Origin of the sequence: Rhodococcus sp. BP-332 (assembly GCF_019836065.1) — a bacterium.
GTDB lineage: Bacteria > Actinomycetota > Actinomycetes > Mycobacteriales > Mycobacteriaceae > Rhodococcoides.
This window is the reverse complement of sequence record NZ_JABUEC010000002.1, coordinates 724,246-748,298: the sequence shown is the minus strand read 5'-3', so window position 1 is coordinate 748,298 and position 24,053 is coordinate 724,246. Positions and strand designations below refer to the sequence as shown.

Annotated in this window: 23 protein-coding genes; 14 read left to right on the top strand and 9 right to left on the bottom strand. The window is 69.1% G+C overall.

The genetic code is table 11. From position 1 onward, the window contains the following. The first annotated feature begins 49 nt into the window (after positions 1-49). Entirely contained in the window at positions 50-919 is an 870-nt protein-coding gene (locus HQ314_RS09240; protein WP_027506207.1) for an SMP-30/gluconolactonase/LRE family protein, read from the top strand. Between the two features lie 54 nt (positions 920-973). Here the strand turns inward: HQ314_RS09240 and HQ314_RS09235 are convergent, their stop codons facing one another. Continuing rightward, entirely contained in the window at positions 974-2,353 is a 1,380-nt protein-coding gene (locus tag HQ314_RS09235; RefSeq protein WP_027506208.1) for an FAD-dependent oxidoreductase, read from the bottom strand. 267 nt (positions 2,354-2,620) lie between these two features. Here HQ314_RS09235 and HQ314_RS09230 point away from each other — a divergent pair, with 267 nt between their 5' ends. Together HQ314_RS09230 and HQ314_RS09225 are read left to right on the top strand one after the other, a co-directional pair. Continuing rightward, positions 2,621-3,700 carry an alkene reductase gene (locus tag HQ314_RS09230; RefSeq protein ID WP_268788549.1) on the top strand — a complete coding sequence of 360 codons (1,080 nt, stop codon included), beginning with the start codon at positions 2,621-2,623 and terminating at the stop codon, positions 3,698-3,700. A 27-nt stretch (positions 3,701-3,727) separates the two neighbouring features. Further along, positions 3,728-4,129, top strand: a complete 402-nt coding sequence (locus HQ314_RS09225; RefSeq protein WP_051613444.1) for a hypothetical protein — start codon at positions 3,728-3,730, stop codon at positions 4,127-4,129. A 6-nt stretch (positions 4,130-4,135) separates the two neighbouring features. Here the strand turns inward: HQ314_RS09225 and HQ314_RS09220 are convergent, their stop codons facing one another. Continuing rightward, a complete protein-coding gene (locus tag HQ314_RS09220) occupies positions 4,136-5,851 on the bottom strand; it encodes an MDR family MFS transporter (protein ID WP_222649869.1) in 1,716 nt (571 codons plus the stop codon). A gap of 82 nt (positions 5,852-5,933) precedes the next feature. Between HQ314_RS09220 and HQ314_RS09215 the strand changes: the two genes are divergently transcribed. Together HQ314_RS09215 and HQ314_RS09210 are read left to right on the top strand one after the other, a co-directional pair. After that, positions 5,934-6,344, top strand: a complete 411-nt coding sequence (locus HQ314_RS09215; RefSeq protein ID WP_222649868.1) for a rhodanese-like domain-containing protein — start codon at positions 5,934-5,936, stop codon at positions 6,342-6,344. Next, on the top strand, positions 6,344-7,549 hold the full coding sequence (locus HQ314_RS09210) for an O-succinylhomoserine sulfhydrylase (protein ID WP_027506211.1): 1,206 nt from the start codon (positions 6,344-6,346) through the stop codon (positions 7,547-7,549). The genes HQ314_RS09215 and HQ314_RS09210 overlap by 1 nt, the downstream gene beginning before the upstream one ends. A gap of 72 nt (positions 7,550-7,621) precedes the next feature. On the opposite strand, the gene HQ314_RS09205 is transcribed toward HQ314_RS09210, so the two are convergent. Together HQ314_RS09205 and HQ314_RS09200 are read right to left on the bottom strand one after the other, a co-directional pair. Further along, complete coding sequence (locus HQ314_RS09205) at positions 7,622-8,707, bottom strand: isochorismate synthase MenF (protein ID WP_222649867.1); 1,086 nt, start codon at positions 8,705-8,707, stop codon at positions 7,622-7,624. Further along, positions 8,704-9,465, bottom strand: coding sequence for an HAD-IIA family hydrolase (locus HQ314_RS09200; RefSeq protein WP_037186095.1), 762 nt, complete (start codon positions 9,463-9,465; stop codon positions 8,704-8,706). The genes HQ314_RS09205 and HQ314_RS09200 overlap by 4 nt, the downstream gene beginning before the upstream one ends. A gap of 163 nt (positions 9,466-9,628) precedes the next feature. On the opposite strand from HQ314_RS09200, the gene HQ314_RS09195 reads away from it, so the two are divergent. The 7 genes from HQ314_RS09195 to HQ314_RS09165 all read left to right on the top strand — a co-directional run bounded on the left by HQ314_RS09195 (position 9,629) and on the right by HQ314_RS09165 (position 16,743). Beyond that, on the top strand, positions 9,629-10,345 hold the full coding sequence (locus tag HQ314_RS09195) for a GNAT family N-acetyltransferase (protein ID WP_308119324.1): 717 nt from the start codon (positions 9,629-9,631) through the stop codon (positions 10,343-10,345). Continuing rightward, a complete protein-coding gene (locus HQ314_RS09190; RefSeq protein ID WP_222649865.1) occupies positions 10,345-11,544 on the top strand; it encodes a GNAT family N-acetyltransferase in 1,200 nt (399 codons plus the stop codon). The genes HQ314_RS09195 and HQ314_RS09190 overlap by 1 nt, the downstream gene beginning before the upstream one ends. Positions 11,545-11,641: 97 nt before the next feature. Further along, entirely contained in the window at positions 11,642-12,553 is a 912-nt protein-coding gene (locus tag HQ314_RS09185; RefSeq protein ID WP_222649864.1) for an LLM class flavin-dependent oxidoreductase, read from the top strand. Further along, complete coding sequence (locus HQ314_RS09180) at positions 12,550-13,860, top strand: LLM class flavin-dependent oxidoreductase (protein WP_222649863.1); 1,311 nt, start codon at positions 12,550-12,552, stop codon at positions 13,858-13,860. The genes HQ314_RS09185 and HQ314_RS09180 overlap by 4 nt, the downstream gene beginning before the upstream one ends. Further along, entirely contained in the window at positions 13,857-14,984 is a 1,128-nt protein-coding gene (locus HQ314_RS09175) for an LLM class flavin-dependent oxidoreductase (protein WP_222649862.1), read from the top strand. The genes HQ314_RS09180 and HQ314_RS09175 overlap by 4 nt, the downstream gene beginning before the upstream one ends. Further along, on the top strand, positions 14,981-15,775 hold the full coding sequence (locus HQ314_RS09170) for a DUF1684 domain-containing protein (RefSeq protein WP_222649861.1): 795 nt from the start codon (positions 14,981-14,983) through the stop codon (positions 15,773-15,775). The genes HQ314_RS09175 and HQ314_RS09170 overlap by 4 nt, the downstream gene beginning before the upstream one ends. Next, positions 15,772-16,743 (top strand): 2-oxoglutarate and iron-dependent oxygenase domain-containing protein, encoded by a 972-nt coding sequence (locus HQ314_RS09165; RefSeq protein WP_308119323.1) that lies wholly within the window; start codon positions 15,772-15,774, stop codon positions 16,741-16,743. Before HQ314_RS09170 ends, HQ314_RS09165 begins: the two co-directional genes overlap by 4 nt. On the opposite strand, the gene HQ314_RS09160 is transcribed toward HQ314_RS09165, so the two are convergent. Next, positions 16,733-17,503, bottom strand: coding sequence for a 2-phosphosulfolactate phosphatase (locus HQ314_RS09160; RefSeq protein ID WP_222649860.1), 771 nt, complete (start codon positions 17,501-17,503; stop codon positions 16,733-16,735). The two genes, HQ314_RS09165 and HQ314_RS09160, sit on opposite strands and share 11 nt — an antisense overlap. Then, positions 17,500-18,159: a DUF998 domain-containing protein gene (locus HQ314_RS09155; protein ID WP_051613446.1), complete on the bottom strand. Its 660-nt coding sequence runs from the start codon at positions 18,157-18,159 to the stop codon at positions 17,500-17,502. Before HQ314_RS09155 ends, HQ314_RS09160 begins: the two co-directional genes overlap by 4 nt. 80 nt (positions 18,160-18,239) lie before the next feature. Here HQ314_RS09155 and HQ314_RS09150 point away from each other — a divergent pair, with 80 nt between their 5' ends. Beyond that, the gene (locus HQ314_RS09150) at positions 18,240-19,586 is read left to right on the top strand and encodes an HNH endonuclease signature motif containing protein (protein WP_222649859.1); all 1,347 of its coding nucleotides are present in this window, start codon (positions 18,240-18,242) and stop codon (positions 19,584-19,586) included. Here HQ314_RS09150 and HQ314_RS09145 read toward each other — a convergent pair. After that, positions 19,568-21,388, bottom strand: coding sequence for an FAD/NAD(P)-binding domain-containing protein (locus HQ314_RS09145; RefSeq protein WP_222649858.1), 1,821 nt, complete (start codon positions 21,386-21,388; stop codon positions 19,568-19,570). The genes HQ314_RS09150 and HQ314_RS09145 overlap by 19 nt on opposite strands. Beyond that, positions 21,385-22,494, bottom strand: coding sequence for an LLM class flavin-dependent oxidoreductase (locus HQ314_RS09140; protein ID WP_056442245.1), 1,110 nt, complete (start codon positions 22,492-22,494; stop codon positions 21,385-21,387). The genes HQ314_RS09145 and HQ314_RS09140 overlap by 4 nt, the downstream gene beginning before the upstream one ends. 160 nt (positions 22,495-22,654) lie before the next feature. Between HQ314_RS09140 and fgd the strand changes: the two genes are divergently transcribed. Beyond that, positions 22,655-23,668, top strand: coding sequence for a glucose-6-phosphate dehydrogenase (coenzyme-F420) (fgd, locus tag HQ314_RS09135; RefSeq protein ID WP_027506222.1), 1,014 nt, complete (start codon positions 22,655-22,657; stop codon positions 23,666-23,668). On the opposite strand, the gene HQ314_RS09130 is transcribed toward fgd, so the two are convergent. Beyond that, positions 23,628-24,053: a MarR family winged helix-turn-helix transcriptional regulator gene (locus HQ314_RS09130; protein WP_156380473.1), complete on the bottom strand. Its 426-nt coding sequence runs from the start codon at positions 24,051-24,053 to the stop codon at positions 23,628-23,630. The two genes, fgd and HQ314_RS09130, sit on opposite strands and share 41 nt — an antisense overlap.

The window sequence follows — 24,053 nt, the reverse complement described above, 5'->3', positions numbered from 1 at the left end:
AGGCGTACGTCACATTCGATCATCCGTCTCGTCGTGCGAGGAGCTACACATGAAGGCAGAGCCGACCGTGGTCCTGGAGGGCTACACCTACTTCGAGTGCCCACGGTGGCGGGAGGGTCGTGTCTGGGTCTCCGACTTCTACACCCACCAGGTGCTGTCGGCGAACGAGGACGGCAGCGACGTCCGGGTGGAGGCCGAGGTGCCGCACCAGCCGTCCGGGCTCGGGTGGCTTCCCGACGGTCGGCTCCTGGTCGTCTCGATGCGAGATCAAACCGTTCTGCGGCGCGAGGAGAACGGCGACCTCGTGGTGCACGCGGACCTGTCCGCGCACGCGACCGGCAACGCCAACGACATGCACGTGGATGCGGACGGGCGCGCCTACGTCGGCAACTTCGGATTCGATCTCATGAACATGGCGCCCATCGAGACGGCCTCCCTGCTGCGTGTCGAGCCGGACGGCAGTGTGCACGAGGACGCCACCGATCTGCACTTCCCGAACGGCATGGCCGTCACCGCAGGCGGCGATCTCCTCGTCGACGAGACGCTCGGCAACCGGATCAGCGCCTTCGCGATCGGCGACGACGGTGTCCTCGGACCGCGCCGCGACTGGGCCGTGCTCGGTCCGATGCCCGAGTCGACGGACATGGCCGAGGGCATCGGCCAGGTGGTGGTGGCGCCCGACGGTTGCGCTCTCGCGCAGGACGGCACGCTGTGGGCGGCCGACGCACTGGGGCAGCGCATCGTGCAGATTCGCGAGGGCGAGGGAGTGGTCGACGAGTTGACCTTCGACACCGGGGTGTTCGCGTGCGGGTTCGGCGGCGACGACGGCCGCACCCTGTTCGTCTGCGCCGCACCCGATTTCAACGAGCACGCCCGCAAGGACGAGCGCGAGGGACGGCTGCTGTCCGTCCGGATCTGACACGCACGAAGCCCCGAGGACATCCTCGGGGCTTCGGTGCTTCAGCTGCTGGGGTCAGGCCTTGTCGGGCTCGCTGGCGCGCAGCATGTCCTCGCGCTCGACGACCTTGACGCGCTCGCGGCCCTGCGGCTCGCCGAGGCTGCGCTCGTGCGCGTCGAGGCGGTACCAGCCGTCCCACGTGGTGAACGGGACCTTCTTGTCCTCGAGGAACGCGACGACGGCGTCCTCGGACGGGTCGGTGGCACCCGCGAACGACGGGGCGTCGGCGAGGAGGTTCGCGACGGTCTCGTTGGCGTCACCCTTGGTGTGGCCGATGAGGCCGACGGGTCCGCGCTTGATCCAGCCGGTGACGTACGTGGCGTCGACGGGGGTGCCGTCGTTGTTCTTCACGCGGCCGGCCTCGTTGGGGATGGTGCCCGCGAGGTCGTCGAAGGGGAGGTCGGCGATGTTCTGCGACAGGTAGCCCACCGCGCGGTAGACGGCCTGGACGTCCCAATCGGTGTAGTTGCCGGTGCCCTTGACGTTGCCGGTGCCGTCGAGTTCGGTGCGCTCGGTGCGCAGTCCGACGACCTTGCCGTCCTGGCCGAGCACCTCGTGCGGCGACTCGAAGAAGTGCAGGAACAGCTTGTGCGGGCGGTCGCCGGCATCGCGAATCGCCCAGTCCTGCAGCGTGTTCGCGACCATGTCGACCTGCTTGGACTCGCGGCGGGCCTTCTCCGAGCCCTCGTCGTAGTCGATGTCCTCGGGAGCGACGATGACCTCGATGTTGGGGGAGTGGTCCAGCTCGCGGAGCTCGAGCGGCGTGAACTTGGCCTGGGCGGGGCCGCGGCGGCCGAACACGTGCACCTCGACGGCCTTGTTGGCCTTCAGGCCCTCGTAGACGTTCGCGGGGATCTCGGTGGGCAGCAGCTCGTCACCCGTCTTGGCCAGTACGCGGGCCACGTCGAGCGCGACGTTGCCGACGCCGAGGACGGCGACCTTCTCGGCGTCGAGGGGCCAGGTGCGTGGCACGTCGGGGTGACCGTCGTACCAGGAGACGAAGTCGGCGGCGCCGTAGCTGCCGTCGAGGTCGATGCCGGGGATGTTCAGCGCGCGGTCCGCGTTGGCGCCGGTGGAGAAGATGACGGCGTCGTAGAAGCGGCGCATCGTCTCGAGGTCGATGTCGGTGCCGTAGTCGATGTTGCCGAGCAGGCGGACCTGCGGCTTGTCGAGCACCTTGTGCAGCGCGGTGATGATGCCCTTGATGCGCGGGTGATCCGGTGCGACGCCGTAGCGGATCAGACCGAACGGAGCGGGCATGCGCTCGAAGAGGTCGATGCTCACGCCGGGGCCGGAGACGTTGTGGTCCGACTTCATCAACGCGTCGGCGGCGTAGATGCCGGCCGGGCCTGCACCCACGATGGCCACTCGGAGCGGGCGGGTCTGGTCAGTCATCAGCGTGGATCTACCTAACATCGTCGTCGGCCGGCCGCCCATCGAGCTCGGAGCGGGCGTCGTGGCCGCAGGGAGGCGGACACCCCAGCATAAGTGACGAGGCGGCGCCTCCGGTGCGCCAGGTGGCCGTGACGTGTGCACAGAGAACTGGGTGAACATCGGGATTCCACCGAGTGATGCGGCCCACAGTCGGGCATGGATCGCGGACCCCTCAGGCTTGCGTCAGAGGACAGCTCGACAGTCAGCACCTTCGAAAGGCCGATCGACGTGACCGAACTCAGTCCCGAATCACCCCTGCTCCAGCCGCTCGAACTCGGCGACATCCACGCCCGCAACCGTGTCTTCATGGCGCCGCTCACGCGCAGCCGCAGTGGTGACGACGGTGTGCCCGGTGACCTCGTCGTCGAGTACTACCGCCAACGTGCGGGTGCCGGCCTCATCGTGTCCGAGGGAACGCAGCCTTCCGCCGTCGGCAAGGGCTACACCAACACCCCGGGCCTGCACACCGACGAGCAGCAGGCCGGCTGGGCGAAGATCGCGGACGCGGTGCACGGTGAGGGCGGCAAGATCGTCGTCCAGCTGATGCACGCGGGTCGGGTGTCCCACCCCGACAACTCGGGCCTCGAGGCCATCGCACCGTCCGCCATCGCGCCCGGTATCGAGATGTTCACCAAGGGTGGGTCGAAGGAGATCCCCGCGCCGCGCGAGATCGCCGCGGACGAGATCGCTCGCGTGGTCGACGTGTTCGTCGACGCCTCGACCCGTGCGATCGAGGCCGGTCTCGACGGTGTCGAGCTGCACGCCGCCAACGGCTACCTGCTCCACCAGTTCCTGGCGGACGGCGCGAACCACCGCACCGACTCCTACGGCGGCAGCCCCGAGAACCGTGCGCGCCTCGTCGTGGAGGTCGTGCGCGCCGTCTCCGCCGCCATCGGCGCGGGCCGGGTCGGCATCCGCATCTCGCCCGGAGGCACCGCGAGCGGCATCACCGAGGACGACACGACGGGTGCCTACGAGGCGCTGCTGTCGCAGATCGACGGCCTCGGCCTGGCGTACCTGCACGTGCTCGTCGACGCCGAGGATCCGTTCCTGGGCAAGCTGCGTTCGGCCTGGAGCGGCCCGTTCGTGCTCAACACCGGCTTCGCCGCGATGACCACTCGCGACGAGGCCGAGAAGCTGGTGTCCGACGAGATCGCCGACGCCGTCACGGTGGGTCGGCCGTTCATCGCCAACCCCGACCTGGTGACCCGGTGGACCCACGACACCGAGCTCAACACCCCCGACGAGAGCACCTTCTACGGCGGCGGCGCCGAGGGCTACACCGATTACCCGTCGCTCGAGGGCTGAGCTGCACCGAGCTGACATGATCGGAGCATGAGCTCCGAAGAGGATCCGAGACCCACCACCGCAGCGCCCTTCATCGCGGCCGCTGCGGTGGTGGTCGTCGTGGCGGTGATCATCGCGATCCTGTCGCTGACCGGGTCGCCCGACGAGAACGTCAGCGACAACCAGCGTGTCGGGACCGCCGTCGCCGCCTACGTCGAGGCTGTGAAGTCCGGCGACACCGCCGCTGTCACCGCACTGCAGTGCCCCGGCATCACCGACGCACCGCTGGCGGATGCGGGTACGTCGGTGGATCTCGAGAACATCGAGGAGGTGCGGGTCAAGGGTGACGCCGCCGAGGCCGACGTGCGAGTCAGCCTCGACGGCAGCGAGCAGAGCCTCACGTGGAACGCGGTGCGGTCCGGTGACGACTGGCTGCTCTGCAGTCCCTGACGAGCTCTACTCGGCCGTGTCCTTGCTCGCCGTGCGTTCCGACGCCTGAGCTGCGAGGCCGCCCTGGGTGCGCAACGGGACCTCCTTGTAGAACAGGTTGATCACGAAGGCCAGCGCCAGCACGAACCCGGCCACGACGAAGACCGAGTCCATCGCGTCGGAGAATCCGATCTGGAACGGCGCCGCCACCGCGTCGGGCAGCTTCTGGATGAAGGACGTGTCGTCCAGGATGCCCCCGGCGGCCGACCCGTTGCCCTGTACGAGCCCCTGCGCGAGGCCGGACACCGCGGGATCGGTGCTGGACGCGGCCTGACCCACCGCCTCGCGGAACTCGGGAGTCTCCGCGGCGGAACGCAGAGCCGACGCGATGGCGTCGGTCACGCGCGAGAAGAGCAGGGACAGGAACACCGCGACGCCGATGGTGCCGCCGATCTGCCGGAAGAACGTGGCCGACGAGGTGGAGACGCCCATGTCCTGCGGCGGCAGTGCGTTCTGGATCGCGAGGGTCAGCGGCTGCATCAGATTGCCCAGGCCGAACCCGAAACCGAACATCGCGATCATGATCATCCACAGCGGTGTGTCGTACTCGATGAACGAGAACGCGAACATGCAGACCGTCATGAGAGTCGTGCCGATGATGGGATACGGACGGTAGTGGCCCGTGCGGGAGATCATCTGGCCGGAGAAGATCGACGCGACCATGATGCCCAGCACCAGCGGGAGCATCTGGAACCCGGCGAGCGTCGGCGACGAGCCCTTGACCACCTGCAGGTACTGGGGGAGCAGCGTGATGCCGCCGAACATCGCCGCACCGGTGATGACCGAGAGCACGAGTCCGACGCTGAACGTCGAGTTGCGGAAGAAGCGCATCGGGATGAGTGCGTTCGTCTTCATCCTGATCTCGATGGCGATGAAGGCCGCGATGCCGAGGACGCCGATGGCGTAGCAGATCATGGCCCGCCCGGAGCCCCATCCCCACGTGCGTCCCTGCTCGGCGATGATCAGCAGCGGCACCAGTCCGACGGCCAGCGCCGCGGCGCCGCCCCAGTCGACGACCGCGCTGCCGTGTCGACGCGGCAGATTCAGCACCTTGGCGACGACGAACAGAGCGACGATGCCGATGGGCACGTTGACGAAGAACACCCAGCGCCAGCCGGTGATGTTCAGGATCTCGGACTGGCCCGACAACACGCCGCCGATGACCGGACCGAGCACGCTGGACGTGCCGAACACGGCGAGGAAGTAGCCCTGGTACTTGGCCCGCTCCCGCGGCGGGACGATGTCGCCGACGATGGTCAGTGCGAGCGAGAACAGGCCGCCGGCACCGAGGCCCTGGAACGCGCGGAAGGCCGCGAGTTGGTACATCGACGTGGCGAAGCCGCACAGCGCCGATCCGATGACGAAGATCGTGATCGCGGTCAGGAAGAACTGTTTGCGCCCGTAGATGTCCGAGAGCTTCCCGTACAGCGGCGTGGAGATGGTGGCCGTGATCAGGTACGCCGTGGTGACCCACGCCTGAACGGAGAAGCCCTGCAGGTCGTCCGCGATGGTGCGGATGGACGTCGAGACGATCGTCTGGTCGAGCGCGGCCAGGAACATGCCGAGCATCAGACCGGAGATGATCGTCATGATCTGGCGATGGGTGAACTGCCCCGTGTCGCCGCTCGTGTCCGGCTGTGGTGAGCCGGTGCCCGTCGCAGGGCGCAGTGTGTCGTCCGTCATCGGCTCATCTTGCCCCCTCGAGGCCGTACGCTGCGACTATCGGACATATCGGGCCGAGCCGACCATGTGAGAAACTGGGGTCGTGAGCTACGCAGGAGACATCACGCCCGAGCAGGCCTGGGAACTTCTCAGCACCGATCCGGAGGCCTCGCTCGTCGACGTCCGCACCCACGCCGAGTGGAGCTACGTGGGTGTCCCGGACATCTCGTCGCTGGACAAGCCGACGGCCTTCGTCGAGTGGGTCGCCTACCCGGACGGCGCGAGGAACGAGAACTTCGTCGACGAGGTCCGTGCCGCCGGGGTCGACAAGGGCCCTGTGGTCTTCCTGTGTCGCTCCGGTCAGCGGTCCATCGGTGCCGCCGAGGCCGCGACCGCTGCGGGGCTCGGACCCGCCTACAACGTGCTCGACGGCTTCGAGGGCGCGACCGACGCCGAGGGTCACCGCGGCAGTGCCGGGTGGCGCGCCGTCGGACTGCCCTGGCGGCAGAAGTGATCCCCACCGGCGGCGGGTTCTCCAAGCCCCTGCCCGACGGGGTCGGGCAGGGAACTCTCGGTGTCCGCGGCGGTCTGAACCGCTCGGGGTTCGAGGAGAACGCCGAGGCCCTCTATCTCAGTTCGGGTTTCGTGTACGAGAGTGCCGAGGCCGCCGAGCAGGCGTTCACCGGCGACATCGACCACTTCGTCTACTCGCGCTACGGCAACCCGACCGTCACGATGTTCGAGGAGCGGCTGCGGTTGCTCGACGGCGCCGAGGCGGCCTTCGGCACCTCGAGCGGGATGTCCGCGGTCTTCACCGGGCTCGGCGCCCTGCTGAAGGCCGGTGATCGACTCGTCGCGGCGCGGAGCCTGTTCGGCTCGTGCTTCGTGGTGTGCAACGAGATTCTGCCGCGCTGGGGAGTCGAGACCGTGTTCGTCGACGGCGACGACCTGGACCAGTGGGAACAGGCGCTCGCCGTGCCCACCACCGCGGTGTTCTTCGAGACGCCGTCCAACCCGATGCAGTCGCTCGTCGACGTCCGGCGCGTGACCGAGATGGCGCATGCGGCCGGTGCGAAGGTGGTGCTGGACAACGTCTTCGCGACGCCCGTGCTGCAGCGCAGCTTCGACCTCGGTGCCGACGTGGTGGTGTACTCGGGGACCAAGCACATCGACGGACAGGGGCGCGTGCTCGGGGGCGCCATCCTGGGATCGAAGGAGTACATCGACGGTCCGGTGCAGACGCTCATGCGCCACACCGGTCCCGCGCTGAGCCCGTTCAACGCCTGGACTCTGCTGAAGGGTCTCGAGACGATGCCGCTCCGCGTGCGGCACATGAACGCCTCGGCGCTGGCCGTCGCGGAGTTCCTCGAGGCGCAGCCGGGTATCGGATGGGTGAAGTACCCGTACCTGCCGTCGCACCCCCAGCACGATCTCGCGGTCTCGCAGATGAGCGGCGGCGGCACCGTCGTCACGTTCGAGCTCGAGGGCGGCAAGGCGCGCGCCTTCGAGTTCCTGAACAAGCTGCGCATCATCGACATCTCCAACAACCTCGGCGACGCGAAGTCGATGACGACGCACCCCGCCACCACCACCCACCGGGCCATGGGTCCGGAAGGCCGTGCAGCCGTAGGCATCACGGACGGAGTCGTGCGCATCTCCGTGGGCCTGGAGGACCTCGAGGACCTGCTCGGCGATCTGGCGGGAGCGCTCGCCCGGTAGAGCCGAGTGCATCAGCGGCCGGCTTCGGTGCGCTGAGCCGCGGTATCCGCGGCTCGGCGCACCGGATCGACGTCAGAGGCCGAAGGGCCTGAGCACTGTCGCGAACTTCGCTGTCGTCTCCTCCAGCTCGGCGCTCGCGTCCGAGGCGGCGACGATGCCGCCACCCGCGGTCGCGACCCCGCTGAGGCCGTCGGCGGCGATGTCCAGGCAGCGGATGGCCACCATCCACTCACCGTCGCCCGACGCGTCGCACCACCCCACCATGCCGGCGTAGAAGTCGCGGTTGCGTCCGGACTCCAGCAGATCGATGGTCTGGAGCGCCAGGTCGGTGGGGCTGCCCGCGACCGCGGGTGTCGGGTGCAGTGCGAGCGCGAGATCCAGTGCCGTGGTGGCGGGGTCGGCCAGTGTCGCGGTGATCGGGGTCGCCAGATGCCACACGGCCGGCGTGCTGGTCAGCGTCGGCCCGTCGGGGACGGACACCTCCGAGCACAGTGGCGCCAGGGCCTCGGCGATGGCGTCGACGACGAAGCGGTGCTCGGCCAGGTTCTTGGCGCTGGCGAGCAGGTCGGCGCCCGACTGCTCGTCCGCCACCGGATCCTGTTGTCGTGCAGCAGTTCCGGCGAACGGTCGGCAGATCACCTCGGTGCCGGTGCGGCGCACGAGGAGTTCCGGGCTCGAGCCCACCAGGTGGCGGCCGAAGTACGGACCACCCGCCGCGGTGAGATCGACGGCGAAACCGTTGTGCATCGGATTCGCCTCGATGAGCGTGTCCGCGAACGCCGTCGGGGACAGTGGGGCATCGAACACCAGCGTGATCGACCGCGCGAGAACCACTTTGCGTAGTGCGGATCCGGGATGGTTCAGCACCGTCAGGGCACGCTGCACCCGCGCGACGTGCTTGTCGGGTGGCGGGTTCTGGGAGGCGATCACGGCTCCGGGCAGGGTGCTCTGCTCGGGTGTCCGCGGCTCGTCGCGCCGGTCGAACGTCGACGGTTCGACGAGTGCACACCGCGTGGACGCATCGAACCCGACGGCCCCCACGAGAACACGCGCCGACCCGTCCTCGAGAGCCTCGCGCGCGTCGTCGATGTGATCGAACGCCTGCCGGGTGCCCGTCGCCTCGACGCTGCGGTCGGGCCGGGAGTAGACGAATCTCATCCGAACGGGTTCGCGGTGTGCCCGATGAGGTCGGCGACCGACTCGATGACACGGGTGGGGCGGAACGGGAACATCTCGACGCTGGCGGGGGTCGAGATACCGGTGAGCACGAGGATGGTCTGGAGACCGGCTTCGAGCCCGGACACGATGTCGGTGTCCATGCGGTCACCGATCATCAGCGTGTTCTCCGAGTGCGCGCCGATGGCCCGCAGAGCGGACCGCATCATCAGCGCGTTCGGCTTGCCCACGTAGTACGGCTCACGTCCGGTCGCGCGCGTGATGAGCGCGGCGACGGATCCGGTGGCGGGCAGCGATCCCTCGCGTGACGGGCCGGTGGCGTCGGGATTGGTGGCGATGAAACGGGCTCCGCGTTCGACCAGCCGAATGGCGGTGGTGATGGCCTCGAAGGAGTACGTGCGGGTCTCGCCGAGCACCACGTAGTCGGGATCGATGTCCGTGATGATGTAGCCGATGTCGTGCAGGGCCGTCGTCAGGCCGGACTCTCCGACCACGTAGGCGGTACCGTTCGGCCGCTGGTTCCCCAGGAAGGTGGCGGTGGCGAGTGCCGACGTCCAGATCGACTCCTCGGGGATCTCGAGGCCGGTCCGTCGCAGGCGTGCCTGCAGGTCGCGACGGGTGCGGATCGAGTTGTTCGTCAGGACGATGAACGGGGTGTTCGTGTCCTGGAGTTCCTTCAGGAAGCGGTCCGCTCCGGGGACGAGGTGCTCCTCGTGCACCAGGACACCGTCCATGTCCATCAGGTACGTCCACGGGGGTGTCCCCGTCGTGGACGGAGCATCGTCAGGTCGCACGGCGTCGTCAGGACTCACTCTGTCGGGGCTCACGACACCATTCTGCCCCTCCGGAATCGTCGCGAGTACAACGCGCCGCGGCGTCGGAGCCGACCCTTACAGTGGCCTGGTGCAGTGCGACGACCGAGTTCCGGTGATCCCGACCCTCCCCGACGCGCATCCGCTGGACGATCCCATCCGATCGTCCCTCGTCGGCGCCCACTCCCGGTTCGCTGAATGGCGGGGCCGGATCGCGCGTTACCACCCCGAGGTGGCCGGGTTCTTCGGTCACCCCGAGGACATGACGGCGGAGGACTGGGCGGATCTCGGCGCCCTGCTCCCGGTGGGTGAGCAGGCTGCACTGCGGGGCGACGGCATCACCCCGCCCGCCGGGTGGCGCGTTCTCGACCGGATCGGGCTGCTGCAGTTCGACGGATCCGCGCTGGTGGTGGAGCCGGAACCGGCCGCGCAGGTGCTCACCGCCGACGACGTGCCGGAGATGCTCGATCTCGTGCACCGCACCCGGCCGGGACCGTTCCGCTCGCGGACCATCGAGATGGGCACGTACCTGGGCGTCCGGGACGGGTCGCGGCTCGTCGCCATGGCCGGGGAGCGCATGCATCCCGACGGCTGGACCGAGATCAGCGCCGTGTGCACCGACCCCGAGTACCGAGGGCAGGGCCTGGCCACCCGCCTCATCCGCGCTGTCGGGTACGGCATCCGGGAGCGGGGCGAGGTGCCGTTCCTGCACACGAGTGTGACCAACACCCGCGCCGTCGCGCTCTACGACACCCTCGGATTCGTGCTCCGCCGACAGACCACCCTGACGATCGCCGAGGTCGCCTGATGGTCGACATCCGCATTCTCGAGTCGCGGTCCGACCTGCTGGAATCGCAGCGCGTCTTCCGTGCCGCGATGGTGGGACTGCCCACGCTGCAGGTCACCGAGGACGAGATCGCGAGTCTGCGCGAGCCCGGTCGGACCTACGGCGCCTTCGACGGCGATCGACTCGTCGGGACCACCGATTCGGCCCGCGGAACCCTGACGCTGCCGGGTGGTGCTCGGGTTCCCCACCTGGCCGTCACCCATGTCGGGGTGTTGCCGACCCACACCCGCCGCGGTGTCGTGTCCGCTCTGCTGCGGCGCCAGCTGCGGGACGCGCGCGATACCGGGGACGTCGTCGCCACGCTCCGTGCGTCGGAAGCTGTCATCTACGGCCGCTACGGCTACGGCGTCGCCACCTCGTCCGTGTCCGCCGAGGTCGTCACCGCCCGTGCGTCGGTGCGGGAGGAGGCCGTGTCCAGCGGCACCGTCCGCCTCGTCGACGACGGGGACGTGTTCGACGTGCAGGCCGGCATCGTCGCGTCGCACCCGTCGAGTCGACCGGGCACCATCACCCGACTGCCCGTCTGGTGGAACGCGTCGAGGCTGCGTGGGCGGACCGAAACCGGTCCGGTGTGGAACGCGGTGCACTCCACCGGCGGGGTCGACGACGGATACGTCCGGTACCGCCCGCGCGACCCGCGGACGTGGTGGTCCGGGAACGACCGCCGGGTGGTCGTCGAGGACCTCCATGCGCCCGACGACGCGGTGTTCGCCGACCTGGTCCGCTTCCTCCTGCGACTCGACCTCGTCGACCGCATCACGTTTCCCGCACTGCCCGTCGACACCGTGCTGCCACTGCTGATGCACGATCGCCGATCCCTACGGCTCGATCGCACCGAGGACGAGACCTGGCTGCGCATCCTCGACGTGTCCGCGGCACTGTCCGCGCGCACGTACGGGCCCGGGGACGCTGTGACCATCGCCGTGCAGGACCCGGACCTGCCGGAGAACGCCGGGACCTACGCCGTCGCACCGGACGGCGTGCGGGTGGTCGACGCGGCGCCGGATCTGACGGTGCACGTCCGAGATCTGGCGTCGGTGCTGCTCGGCGGGACGTCGTGGTCCGCTCTGGTGACCGCGGGCCTGGCGGAGGGTGAGGCATCGGCTGCCGACGAGCTGTTCCGGACCGCGTCGGCGCCCTTCGCCGGCGTCGGTTTCTGACGCACATTCCTCTCCGATCTCTGCGATTCCAACCCGTGTGCCGGGTGCGGATCCCTCCTAACCTCGGGTGTCCGGGGGCGATACGAGGGAGCGCACGATGACCAGGACGGTGACACTCGGCTTCGACGTCGGGGTCGGTTCGGCCGACGGACGAGCCGTGGCCGCCACGGTGACCGCGGCCGAGAACGCAGGATTCGGCTACGTCACGTTCGACGACGACGACCTGGCGACGGGTGGTGTCGACGCCGTCACGCGCGCGGCCTTCGTCGCCGCGACCACCAGCACGGTGGGCCTCGTCGCCACCGCCAGCACCACCTACGCGGAACCGTTCCATCTGTCGTCACAGCTCGCGTCGTTGGACTACGCGTCCCGCGGCCGGGCGGGTTGGGTGGCATCCCGGTCGCTGACACCCGACATCGCCGCAGCATGGGGTCGCGAAGTCGTCTCGGCCGATACCGATCTGGTTCGTGAACAGCGTGATTCGGTGACCGTGGCGCGTGGACTGTGGGACTCGTGGGAGGACGACGCGGTGATCCGCGACTTCCCGACGGGCCGGTTCCTGAACCAGCAGAAGCTGCACTACGTCGACTTCGTCGGGGAGAAGTACTCGGTGAAGGGCCCCGCGATCGTGCCTCGCCCGCCGCAGGGTCAGGTGGTGGTGTTCGGCCGGTTCGGCGAGATCGACGCCGATCTGCTCGACGTCGTCCTGGTGGAGAACGAAGCGGACGCGCGCGCGGTGACCGGGGCGCACGTCGTTCTCGACGTCGAGGCCCCCGGAAGCCCGACGGCCGCAGCGGCTCTCGTCGAGCGCATTGCTGCCCTCGACGACGCGATCGGCGGGATCAGGTTGCGTCCTGACCTGATCGACGACGATCTCCGCGTCGCCGCACGCTACGTCCTTCCTCAACTGTTCGAGCGGGACCTGGCCCATCGGCCGGTCCCGGCCACGACGCTGCGCTCCACTCTGGGCCTGGCCCGCCCGGTCAACCGATTCGAGGCTGCGCGATGACCGCTCTCTTCCGTCCCGACGCCACCGTCCACCTGGGTGTCTTCTTCCAGGGCGTCAACCACACGACGATCTGGTCGGACCCGGCCAGTGGCTCGCAGGTCGACTTCGAGACGTTCCGTCGGCTGATCACGACCGCCGAGCGCGGACTGTTCGACGCCTTCTTCCTCGGTGAGGGGCTCCGACTGCGCGAGCAGGGCGGCAAGATCCTCGACCTGGACATCGCCGGTCGTCCCGACGCCATCACACAGTTGGCGGCGCTCGCCGGCATCACCACGAACATCGGACTGGTGGCCACCCAGAACACCACCTACAACGAACCGGTGGACCTCGCGCGTCGACTGTCGGGACTGGACGTGCTGTCCGGTGGTCGCGCCGGCTGGAACGTCGTCACGACCGACAACGCGTGGACCGGCGAGAACTTCCGACGCGGCGGCTACCTCGACCACGCGGACCGGTACGTGCGCGCCGGAGAGTTCCTCGACGTCGCCAGAGCCCTGTGGAACGCAGGAGGCACGCCCGACTCCGTGCGCATCCAGTCCTCGCAGTTCGACATCGCCTCTGCTGCACCGATTCCCCGCAGTCCGCAGGACCACCCGGTGATTTTCCAGGCGGGAGATTCCAGCACCGGTCGCGACTTCGCCGCCCAGCACGCCGACGTGATCTTCTCCGCGCACGGCACCCACTTCGACGACGCACTCGACTTCGCGAACGACATCCGCGCGCGACTCGTGGCCCGAGGGAGACCGGACGACGACATCAAGATCCTGCCCGGCACCCAGATCGTCCTCGCGGACCACGAGCGGGACGTGGACGAGAAGGTGCGCTGGGTCAAGGAGGGTCAGTTCACCGGCCCGACGACACTGTCGATCGCCGGCCAGGTGTGGGGGCGCGATCTGTCCGATCGTGATCCCGACGGACCGCTCCCCACCGAGGATCCGATCGTCAGTGGCGTCGTCGGTGCTCGTGGGTCGGCGTTCAACGGCATCGACGTGGATGCACGCGTGCGGGAATGGCGGTCGCTCGCCGAGGCGAAGAACCTGTCGCTGCGGCAGGTCGTCATCGAGACGTCGGCGCGTACCGGATTCGCGGGTACGCCGAGCCAGGTCGCGGACGAGCTCACCCGGTGGGTCCGCGGAGGGGCGAGCGACGGCTTCAACATCACGCCGTACCTCGTGCCGAGCGGGCTCGACGACATCGTCGACAAGCTGGTTCCCGAACTGCAGGAACGTGGTTCGTACCCGGCCGCCTACGAGGGGTCGACCTTGCGGGAGCACCTCGGACTACGTCGACCCCGTATCGGCGAGTGAGAGTCCACTGGTTCCTCCCCACCGGGGGTGACGACGAGAGGCTCGGTGCGCACTCGCACGGAGTCGCCATCGGCGGTGGGGGCGCCTCGGCAGCGGGTGCGGGACATCGGGACGCGACACTCGACTACCTGACCGAATTGGCCGTGACCGTCGAGGAACTCGGTTTCGAGGCAGTGCTCACTCCGACGGGCGGACACTGCGAGGACGCGTGGTTGGTCACCGCGGCGCTGATCCCGGCGACCACTCGTCTGAAGTTCCTGGTGGCTTTGCGGCCGGGCCAGGTCTCGCCCGTGACGTCGGCGCAGATGGTCAGTACATTCCATCGACTGTCCGGTGGCCGAGTGCTCCTCAACGTGGTGGTCGGGGGCGACGACGTCGAGCAGCGGTCCTACGGCGACCGTCTGGCGAAGGAGGGCCGCTACGCGCGGGCGGGTGAGTTCCTCGGCATTGCACGCGCCGTCTCCGACGGCCGGCCGGTGCGGCCGTCCGGCGACCACTACGCTGTGGACCGACCGAACGGCGGCGGTTTCGGCGGGCATCCTCCGGTGCCGCTTCCCGACGTCTATCTCGGCGGATCATCGGACGCTGCACTGGATGTCGCCGCCGAGCATGCCGACGTCTTTCTCACGTGGGGCGAGTCTCCCGAGGCGGTGGCCGAGAAGATCTCCCACGTGCGGGAGCGGGCGGCTGCCCGCGGCCGCACCCTGCGTTTCGGACTGCGGATGCACGTGATCACCCGCGAGCGCGCGAAAGATGCGTGGGCTCGAGCCGAGGACCTGATCGCCGATGTCGACGACGCGACCGTCCGGACCCGACAGGCGCAACTGGGCGCCGTGGGATCGGAAGGCCAGCGACGCATGCTGGCGTTGCACGGCGGTGATCGTCGGAACCTGGTGGTGGGCCCCAACCTGTGGGCGGGCATCGGTCTCGTCCGCGGCGGCGCCGGCACCGCGCTGGTCGGCAGCCACGACGAGGTGGTGGCCCGCATCGAGGAGTATCGCGAGGCAGGTGTCGACGAGATCATCCTGTCGGGGTACCCCCATCTCGAGGAGGCACGTCACGTCGGCGACGGTGTCCTCGGCAGAATCGCATCGTCACCGTCCGAGAAGGAGTACGCATCATGACAACATCCGTCACCACGTTCGAGCAGGACTGGGCTGCATGGCATTCCGATCGCGAGGAGTACTTCCGCGATCCGTTGGGCTGGGTCGCGCTCACAGGTCTGTACTGGTTGACCGAGACCGACGCGGCCGTGGGAGATCTGCCCGGTGTGTGGCGCGCCGACGACGACACTCTGCACGTCACCGCGAGCACGGGCGACGGGTTGTCGGTCGACGGGGTGGTCGTGGACGGGACTGTCGCTCTGCACCCCGTCGAGGGGGCTCCCGGCCTCCTCGTGGCCGCCGGTGAGCGGCGCGTCGAGGTGATTCGCCGTACCGGCTCGGTGGCCCTGCGCGTGCACGACCCCGCGGCCCCCACCTTGGCGTCGTTCGGCGGGATCCCCACCTTCGCACCCGACGAGAAGTGGCGCGTGAGTGGCACGTTCACGCCGTACGACTCCGAGCGCACGGTCACCACCGCGGCCGTCGTCGAGGGTCTGGAGCACCACCACGCCGGGCTGGGCGTCATCGACTTCACGCTCGGGAACGCACCGCAACAGTTCGTCGCATTCCGAGGGAAGGCGGGCGGCTTCCACATCCTCTTCACCGACGAGACCAGCGGCGTGAGCACCTACCCCGCGTGCCGGTCCCTCGCGGTCGGCGATGCGGACGCCGACGGCCTGGTGACACTGGACTTCAACCGCGCGTCCAACCTGCCGTGCGCCCTCACCGACTACGCGACGTGCCCGGTGGCGCCTCCCGAGAACCGGCTGACCGTCGCGGTGGAGGCCGGCGAAAAGCTTTCGATCAGGTGACAGCGCTGCCCGTTCTCGACATGTCGACCGCGGATGTCGACGGGTTTCGTTCGGCATTACGCGAGGCCACCCACGACCACGGCTTCTTCCACCTGACCGGTCATGGTGTCGACCCCGAGCTCGTGTCGACGGTCCTGTCGCTGGCGCGCACCTTCTTCGCGCTGCCGGCAGACGCCAAGGACGAGATCAGTCAACTGAACTCGCCCCAGTTCCGCGGCTACAGTCGGCTCGGCGGCGAGCTGACCAACGGCGCCGTCGATTGGCGAGAGCAGATCGACATCGGTCCGGAGCGCGAGGTGATTCCCGCGGCGCAGGGATACTGGAACCTGCAGGGCCCCAACCAGTGGCCGTCCGCGCTACCCGAACTGCGTCCCGCGTTCGAGGCCTGGGACGCCGCCCTGTGGGACGTCGGGCTGCGGCTGCTCCGACACTGGGCAGTCTCCCTCGGCGCGGCCGAGGACACATTCGATGCCGCCTTCGCCGAGCTCCCCGCGACGTTGATCAAGGTGGTGCGGTATCCCGGCAGCACCGAGAACCCGCAGGGGGTGGGCGCGCACAAGGACTCGGGGGTGCTGACGTTGCTTCTCGTGGAGCCGGAGTCGACCGGCTTGCAGGTGGAGCTGCGCGGCGGCGAGTGGATCGACGTACCGCCCGTGGCCGGCGCGTTCATCGTCAACGTCGGGGAACTGCTCGAGGTCGCGACGGGTGGGTACCTGCGTGCCACTCGGCATCGAGTCCTCGCGCCGACGCCCGGCACGGACCGGGTGTCCGTTCCCTACTTCCTCAGCCCCGCACTGGATGCGCGCGTGCCGATCATCGACCTTCCACCCGAGTTGGCGGCGCGGTCCCGGGGCGTCGACACTGATCCGGACAACCCCCTCTTCCGGACCTACGGCGAGAACGCGTGGAAATCGCGTACCCGTGCACACCCGGACGTGGCCGAGAAGCACCACGGGATCAGGCGCTGAGGCCGCCGCTCCTAGCATCGACGAAGATCCCCTGACGGAGAATCGGAACGCCGGCGCTCTCCCCGACCTCCGCTGCCACCGCGACATCGCCGTCGAATCCGAGGGCGATCAGCTCGCGACCGGAACTGCAGTCACGCAGTGCCGTCGACGGATCATCGGCCACCGCCGTCCAGGCTGCCTGCGCCGCGTCGGCCTCGGGAGACGGGTCGAGAAGACGCCCGACGGCCGCGAGTGCCGCGACGACTGCACCCGCTCCCCAGAAGTCCTCGATCGCGGGGCGTAGCGATCCGTCCGGCCATCTCTCGCCCGCAGCGATGATCGCCACGGAGTCGTCCGGTCCCGCGGTGCGCGCGATCCAGTGCGCGATCGCCGTCGCCGTGCGCAGGGACGCCGCTGCCAGGACGGGTGTCGTCGCCAGCGCCTCGGCGATGGTCGATCCGTTGGGTGACGGAAGAACGAGCCGGGCGGGCACGTCGCGCGCGGACCGGATCGATCCGGGGGACAATGTGATGCGGCCCGGAGCCGCTTGCGAGCGGCGGAACGCCACGGACGCGTCGTGACGTCGGGCGACCTCCTCGGTGTCGGCGCCCGCGTGCGGGACGACGCCGATCCCTCGGTCGAGAGCGACACTCACCGTGGTGGTGAACGACAGGACGTCCACGATCACGGCGATGTCGGCGTCCGACGCGATCGCCTCGGCTCCGCGCAGGCCCCAGTCCACCCGGGTGCGATGTCGCCGCTGACGGTGCTCGAGGTTCACGGCTGCTCGGCCAGCTCGGTGCCCCGCAGCTCGTAGGACTTCAGTGTCCAGTACGCGCCGAAGGTGATCACTGCGACCGCTTCCACCACCAGTACCGCGAGCGCGCCCTGGCGGAGGACGAGCACCAGGGCGAGCGCCGACGCCGGAGCGACGACGACCACGACCGCCACGACTCGATAGGCCCTGCGGTAACGGCGGATTCGCCGTTCGGAGTCCCGGGACGGATCCAGGGTGTCGTCCGCGCACCGCCAGACCGACACCGCGAAGCTGACGAAGAAGGCCACGGCGGCGACGGCGTGGACCGTCATACGCAGGCCGAAGTCGCTCTGCCCCGGTGGATCCGTGGGCACGAGCGCGACGACGACGAGGAAGGCGCCGGCCGCGTTCAGCAGTCTGTTCTCGAGCGGCCCGTGACCGCGGTAGCAGATCAACGCGATACCGGTCCCGGAGAGCACTCCGACGAACACGTCGCGGGCCGGGCTGTAGTAGTACTCGCTCATCGATCCGAGCACGGGAAGGTCGGGATCGAGCAGCGACCAGGCGACGAGCAGGAGGGGCAACCCGACGGCCATGATCGCCATCGCCGCGCGCAACGCGAAATACGTGCCGACGATGTGCTCGGCGAGCGGGTCGGACCAGGCGCGGAGCGGGCTCATGGGCTCGACTCTACGGCGCGCGGAGGGTGTCGGACCCTCGAGTTACCTTCTGCAGGAATCGAGGATCCGGGGGGAGATCGATGAACGACACGGTAGAGCTGCACCCACCGTCGGTGGACGAGATACGGCTGTTCACAGCGCGTTTGGGGCTGGTGGAGGACGGCGGGTCGGCGCGGGAAGGAATCGATGCCGTGACGGCCATCGAAGCCCTGAAGTGCGTGGGCGCGGCGACGCAGGCGGTAGTGACCGCCGGGGTGGCGGCGAGCGTTCGAGCCGATCGGCGTGATCGCGGGCTGCCGAGGAAGCAGTGGGATCTCGGGATCGCGTCACAGGTGGGTCTGGCACGTCGCGAGTCACACCGGCGTGGTGGCACATACCTCGGACTCGCACGGGCACTGGTGCACGAGATGCCGTACACCCTGCAGTCGATGCGCGAAGGCCGCCTGAGCGAGTACCGCGCGATGCTGCTGGTGCGGGAGACGGCGCACCTCACCGTGGCGGACCGGCGGGAGGTCGATCGCCGGTTGTGCGCCGACGCCTCGACGTTGGAAGGGAAGGGCGACAAGCAGGTGGTCGCGCTCGCGGTGGCCGCGGCGGTCGAGCTCGATGCCGCGGCCGTGGTGCGGAGGAACGCGCGTGCGGCTGCGCAGCGCCGCGTGAGCGTGCGTCCGGCTCCGGATTTCATGGGATACGCGACGGCGCTGCTGCCGATGGACAAGGCGGTGTGCGTGTACGCCACGTTGCGCCGAGACGCGGACGCGCTCGTCGCAGCCGGCCGTGCCGAGGGTCGAACGCGTGATCAGGTGATGGCGGACCTGTTGTTCGAGCGCGTGACCGGGGGAGATGCAGCGGCGGGTCCCCCGGTGGCGGTGCAGCTGGTCATGTCCGACGAGTCGTTGCTCGCCGGCGGTGACGAGGCCGCGCACGTTCCCGGCTACTGCATGGTTCCCGCCGAAGTGGCCCGCCGTGCGGTGGCCGACCGCATCGACGGCGGGAGTGTCGGTGCGACCCTGCGGCGGCTCTACGCCGTCCCGTCGACGGGACAGCTCACGGCGATGGACTCGACGGCGCGTGTGTTCCCGGCGGGACTCGGTCACTACATCGACGTCCGCGACCGGGCGTGCCGCACACCGTGGTGCGATGCGCCGATCCGACACCACGACCACATACGCCCCTTCAGGTTCGGTGGCCCGACGACGGCGGAGAACGGCATGGGACTGTGCGCCGCCTGCAATTACGCGAAGGACGCGGAGGGGTGGGAGGCCCAGCGGGTCGTCGAGCACGTCGACGGCGGCCACATCGTCAGATTCCGGACGCCGACGGGCCACACCTACGACTCGGCTCCGCCGGCAGTACCGTTGCCGCTTCCCACCACGATGGTGGAGACGCAGCTGTACGAGCTGCTCGTTCAGCGTCGAGCCGGGTGAGACACAGCACGGTGGCCGGCCACGAGATTCGTGGCGATCGCGTCGTTGTGCCGGAAGAAGCCGGCGTCGATGCCGGGCCGGGCGAAGGCGCCGGACCAGGCGTGGCCCGCCACCCACATTCCCACCGCGTACCGATGGGGGTGCGCCGTGCCCGATGCGTCGATCACGCGGGACGAGCCGTCGACGGCCAGTTTGGCCGGACTCGTCGGAGACGCACTCACCTCGCGGACCTCACCGCGCTCGTGCAGCGATCGCAGCAGGGCGTCGGCGCTGCGCGAGATGGACGCGCTGGGCAGTCGGGCTTCGATGAGCGTCCGCGCTCGCACCACGTCGTGGTGCACGTGCGAGGTCGCCCGGAAGCCGTCACCGTCCGCCTCGAACCGCACCTCGGGGCCGAGGTAGCGAATGACTCCGGCGCGGCCGAGTGCGAGCAGCTGCTCCAGGCGCTCGGGCGGGGGACCGCTCGCGAGGAAGCTGAAGAAGGAATGCAGCTGTCCCTCCACCTGCGACGCGACGTCGTCCGGGCGCAGTCGCTCTGTCCGAACGAGCTCTCCCACAGTCCGATACACCGACAGCAGGGCCGAGAACACGGCGGCGTCCGCGCTGAAGCGAGGGTCGCGCCGTCGTGCCAGGTCTGCCTCGATGTAGCGGTGCACCTGCTCTGCGGCATCGGCCGCTGAGTCGAATCGGGCGTGCCGCAGCGGTCGGTCGAGCGTGTCGATGTCGAAGTGGTCCTCGGGATCGGGGACCAGTCGTTCGACCAGTTCACCGACAGCACGGGCGCCGTCACGGCCCAGGGCGGCCTCGAGTTCGATGAACGGCCCGCGGACACGGTCGGGGTGGGAGCGGAACAGCTCGTGATAGTGCGCCCACGCAAGTTCCGCGACCGCGAGAGGCCAGACCGCCGTACGGAAATCGAGCGTCTCCGTCCCGGGAAAAGCCTCGGGTACGAAGAACCTCGGGAGAGGCGGTGCCGCATCGGCGATGGAGTACGAGATCTTGGCGTGGTACGGAACCCCGCGTCGAGATCCGGCGTACACCAGGGGTTCCCGGCCGGAGGCCGTGTACACCAGGGTGCCGTCACCGGAGCGCGAGAAGGTGCCGCCGCGTGACTCCGCGAGCAGCACCATCCAGTCCACGAAGGCGAGACCGAGGCCCGAGATCAGGACGGGTTCGGCCTCGGGGACCAGCGCCGGATCGAGGTCGGCTGTGTATCCCGGCCCGATGTACCGGAGACCGTGGGTCTCGGCATGGGCGGCGAATGCCTGGACGTCCGCCGGCGGCAGAGTGTCGGGTTGGCCCTGCGCCAGAACGACATCGGTCACCTCGAGCACGATGCCGTCGTCGAGGATCAGGCGCTGGTGGGCACCCCGATCCTCGATGTCGACGACGCAGGCCCGGTGCACGTGCACTCGAACACGATCCGGCCGCGCCTTCACCGCGCTCTCGAAGACGTGAGCGAGATAGTGGGACTGCAGCGACCGGGACGCGAACGACGACGGGGTGAAACGGAGAATCTCCTCCCGCAGAGCCGGATCCGTGACGAGGGTGTCCCGGTTCGCCGTCACCCACTCCGCGAGGGTGGGACCGCCCGACCCGTCGGGCAGCATGGCCACGTCCGCCGCGACGGAGTTCATCCAGAGCAGGGGGTCCTGGTTCCGTCGCCAGATCCGCCCTGCACCCGGCGGGTGGGGGTCGACGACATGGACGTCGATCGGTTCGGTCAGCTCGTCGGCCCGGCCGACGATCCGCTCGAGGATGCCGGTCGCGCGGGGTCCTCCGCCCACGAACGCGATGCTCACGAGTACGGTCCCGCCGTGAAGCCCGCAGCGCGCCGGGAATCGTCCTCGCCCCACAGCAGTGGTTCGGGAAGTTCCTTGCGCACTCGCGGCACCACCTCCTCGGCGAACTGGCGGAGGATGTCCTTCTGGTGCTCCGGTTCGAGCAGGTGGTTGATCGACACCGACTGCAGGACATGCCCGTATGCGTGGTGGTAGTCCACGATCTTCTCGGCGACGCGCTCCGACGACCCGACGAGCGCGGGACCGCGATCCACGGCCTCCTCGATCGAGCGGAAGCTCGTCACCTTGCCCACCGCCCCGGGATCGTGCCGACGCTGGTCGGCCTGTGCCACCGCACCCTCGTAGAGCGGGCGGTACTGCTCGACGGCCTGATCGGTCGTCTCCGCGAGGAACAGCCCTCCCGAGCCGGACCCGACGAAGGCGAACCGGGGATCGTGCCCGGCCTCGGCGTACTTCTCCCGGTAGCGGTCGACGAGGACGGCGTAGTTCTCCCGCGGCTGGAATGCGTTGGCCGTGACGAGGGGGTCACCCCACCGGGCCGCGAGGTCGACGGCGTGTGTCGACGTCGCCGACCCGTGCCAGACGCGGAAGGGACCGGCGAACGGCCGCGGCAGAGTGGTGGCGTTCTCGAGCGGAGTCCGGTGCTGCCCGGACCACGTGACGTTCTCCTCGCGGATCAGTCGACGGAACAACTCGTAGTTCTCGGTCAGGTACTCGTACTGGCGCGCGATGTCCTTCCCGAACAATGGGTACTGCCACGCCTCGTTGCCCTTGCCGACGACGATCTCGAGCCGCCCGTGGCTCAGCTGGTCGACGGTCGCGAGGTCCTCCGCGAGACGCACGGGGTCGAGTACCGAGAGCACCGTGACGCCGGTCGACAGCAGAATCCGGTTCGTGGCCTGTGCCAGCGCGCCGAGGATCACCGTGGGGCTCGACGACAGGACGTCCCCGGCGTGACGCTCGCCGACCGCGAAGGAGTCGATTCCCAGCTGGTCCGCGAGCACGGCGAGGTCGACCACTCGGTCGAGCCGCTCGGCAGCGGGTACCACCTCCCCGGTGACGGGGTGGGGCGGATTGAAGACGATGTCCAGGACCTGAAAGCGCACCACAGCCTCCTCGCGCTCGTGCAACCTCCCACGGTGCCGGGCCGCCCGCCTCGGTGACAGGGTTGCGCGCACTGCGATTCGAAGGCCTCGGGCGGATCGGAGGCCCCGACTGATAGACATGACGGTGACCGGGGTTCGGCGGTAGACGAGGGAGTTCGGCGTGGCACAGGAACTGAAGCTGGGATACAAGGCGTCGGCCGAGCAGTTCGGTCCACGTGAGCTCGTCGAGATCGCGGTGCAGGCGGAGGCGTCGGGCATGGACTCGGCGACCGTGAGCGACCACTTCCAGCCCTGGCGCCACGAGGGCGGCCACGCACCGTTCTCGCTGGCGTGGATGACTGCGGTCGGTGAGCGCACGAAGACTCTGCAGCTGGGCACGTCGGTGATGACCCCGACGTTCCGCTACAACCCGGCCGTCATCGCGCAGGCCTTCGCGACGATGGCGTGCCTGTACCCGAACCGGATCATGCTCGGAGTGGGGACGGGTGAGGCTCTGAACGAGATCGCCACCGGATTCGACGGTGAGTGGCCGGAGTTCAAGGAGCGGTTCGCGCGTCTGCGCGAGGCTGTGTCGCTGATGCGCGAGCTGTGGCTGGGCGATCGCGTCGACTTCGAGGGCGAGTACTACAAGACCAAGGGCGCCTCGATCTACGACGTTCCCGAGGGTGGGGTCCCGGTGTACGTGGCGGCCGGCGGCCCCGTGGTCGCGCGCTACGCCGGACGCAGCGGCGACGGCTTCATCTGTACGTCCGGCAAGGGTATGGAGCTCTACACCGACAAGTTGATCCCCGCGGTGGCGGAAGGTGCGGAGAAGATGAACCGGTCCGTGGGCGACATCGACCACATGATCGAGATCAAGATCTCGTACGACACCGATGCCGATGCGGCGCTGGAGAACACGCGCTTCTGGGCGCCGCTGTCACTGACGCCGGAGCAGAAGCACTCCATCGACGATCCGATCGAGATGGAGAAGGCCGCCGACGAGCTGCCGATCGAGCAGGTGGCGAAGCGGTGGATCGTCGCCTCCGATCCCGACGAGGCCGTCGAGAAGGTCAAGCCGTACGTCGATGCAGGCCTGAACCACCTGGTCTTCCACGCGCCGGGTCACGATCAGCGTCGGTTCCTGGAGCTGTTCAAGACCGATCTGGAGCCCCGTCTGCGCCGTCTGGGCTGACGACGCCGGAGGACACCGCGCCCGACAGGATCCGGTGCAGCACCGCGGCGTCCTCGTCGCCGAGGTCGGCGAGCGAGTCGGGTACCGGGTCGGTGATCGTGTGCACGCGGTCCATCAGGGCGCGGCCGTCGTCGGTGATCGTGACGCGCTTGCTGCGACGATCGCTGTCGTCGACGGTGCGGCGGACGTAGCCGCGAGACTCGAGTTCGTTGACGCACACCGTGGTCGCCGGTGCGTCCATCGCCGCTGCGGTGGCCACCGCGCTCATCGTCAGCGGTCCGTCGACCAGGCGCCGTAGCACCCGCACCCGGCTGAACGGCATGTCGACCTCGGCCGCCACCCGTCGGCGCCAGGTGTCGCGGTTCTCGAAGACCAGCGAGGTCAT

Excerpts from the sequence above, each read along its gene's own strand:
- HQ314_RS09200 (WP_037186095.1), bottom strand. The coding sequence starts at position 9,465 with ATGGACATGGACGGTGTCCTGGTGCACGAGGAGCACCTCGTCCCCGGA.
- HQ314_RS09190 (WP_222649865.1), top strand. The coding sequence starts at position 10,345 with ATGGTCGACATCCGCATTCTCGAGTCGCGGTCCGACCTGCTGGAATCG.
- HQ314_RS09220 (WP_222649869.1), bottom strand. The coding sequence starts at position 5,851 with ATGACGGACGACACACTGCGCCCTGCGACGGGCACCGGCTCACCACAG.
- HQ314_RS09150 (WP_222649859.1), top strand. The coding sequence starts at position 18,240 with ATGAACGACACGGTAGAGCTGCACCCACCGTCGGTGGACGAGATACGG.
- HQ314_RS09240 (WP_027506207.1), top strand. The coding sequence starts at position 50 with ATGAAGGCAGAGCCGACCGTGGTCCTGGAGGGCTACACCTACTTCGAG.
- HQ314_RS09180 (WP_222649863.1), top strand. The coding sequence starts at position 12,550 with ATGACCGCTCTCTTCCGTCCCGACGCCACCGTCCACCTGGGTGTCTTC.
- HQ314_RS09130 (WP_156380473.1), bottom strand. The coding sequence starts at position 24,053 with ATGACCTCGCTGGTCTTCGAGAACCGCGACACCTGGCGCCGACGGGTG.
- HQ314_RS09225 (WP_051613444.1), top strand. The coding sequence starts at position 3,728 with ATGAGCTCCGAAGAGGATCCGAGACCCACCACCGCAGCGCCCTTCATC.
- HQ314_RS09185 (WP_222649864.1), top strand. The coding sequence starts at position 11,642 with ATGACCAGGACGGTGACACTCGGCTTCGACGTCGGGGTCGGTTCGGCC.
- HQ314_RS09205 (WP_222649867.1), bottom strand. The coding sequence starts at position 8,707 with ATGAGATTCGTCTACTCCCGGCCCGACCGCAGCGTCGAGGCGACGGGC.
- HQ314_RS09235 (WP_027506208.1), bottom strand. The coding sequence starts at position 2,353 with ATGACTGACCAGACCCGCCCGCTCCGAGTGGCCATCGTGGGTGCAGGC.
- HQ314_RS09170 (WP_222649861.1), top strand. The coding sequence starts at position 14,981 with ATGACAACATCCGTCACCACGTTCGAGCAGGACTGGGCTGCATGGCAT.
- HQ314_RS09155 (WP_051613446.1), bottom strand. The coding sequence starts at position 18,159 with ATGAGCCCGCTCCGCGCCTGGTCCGACCCGCTCGCCGAGCACATCGTC.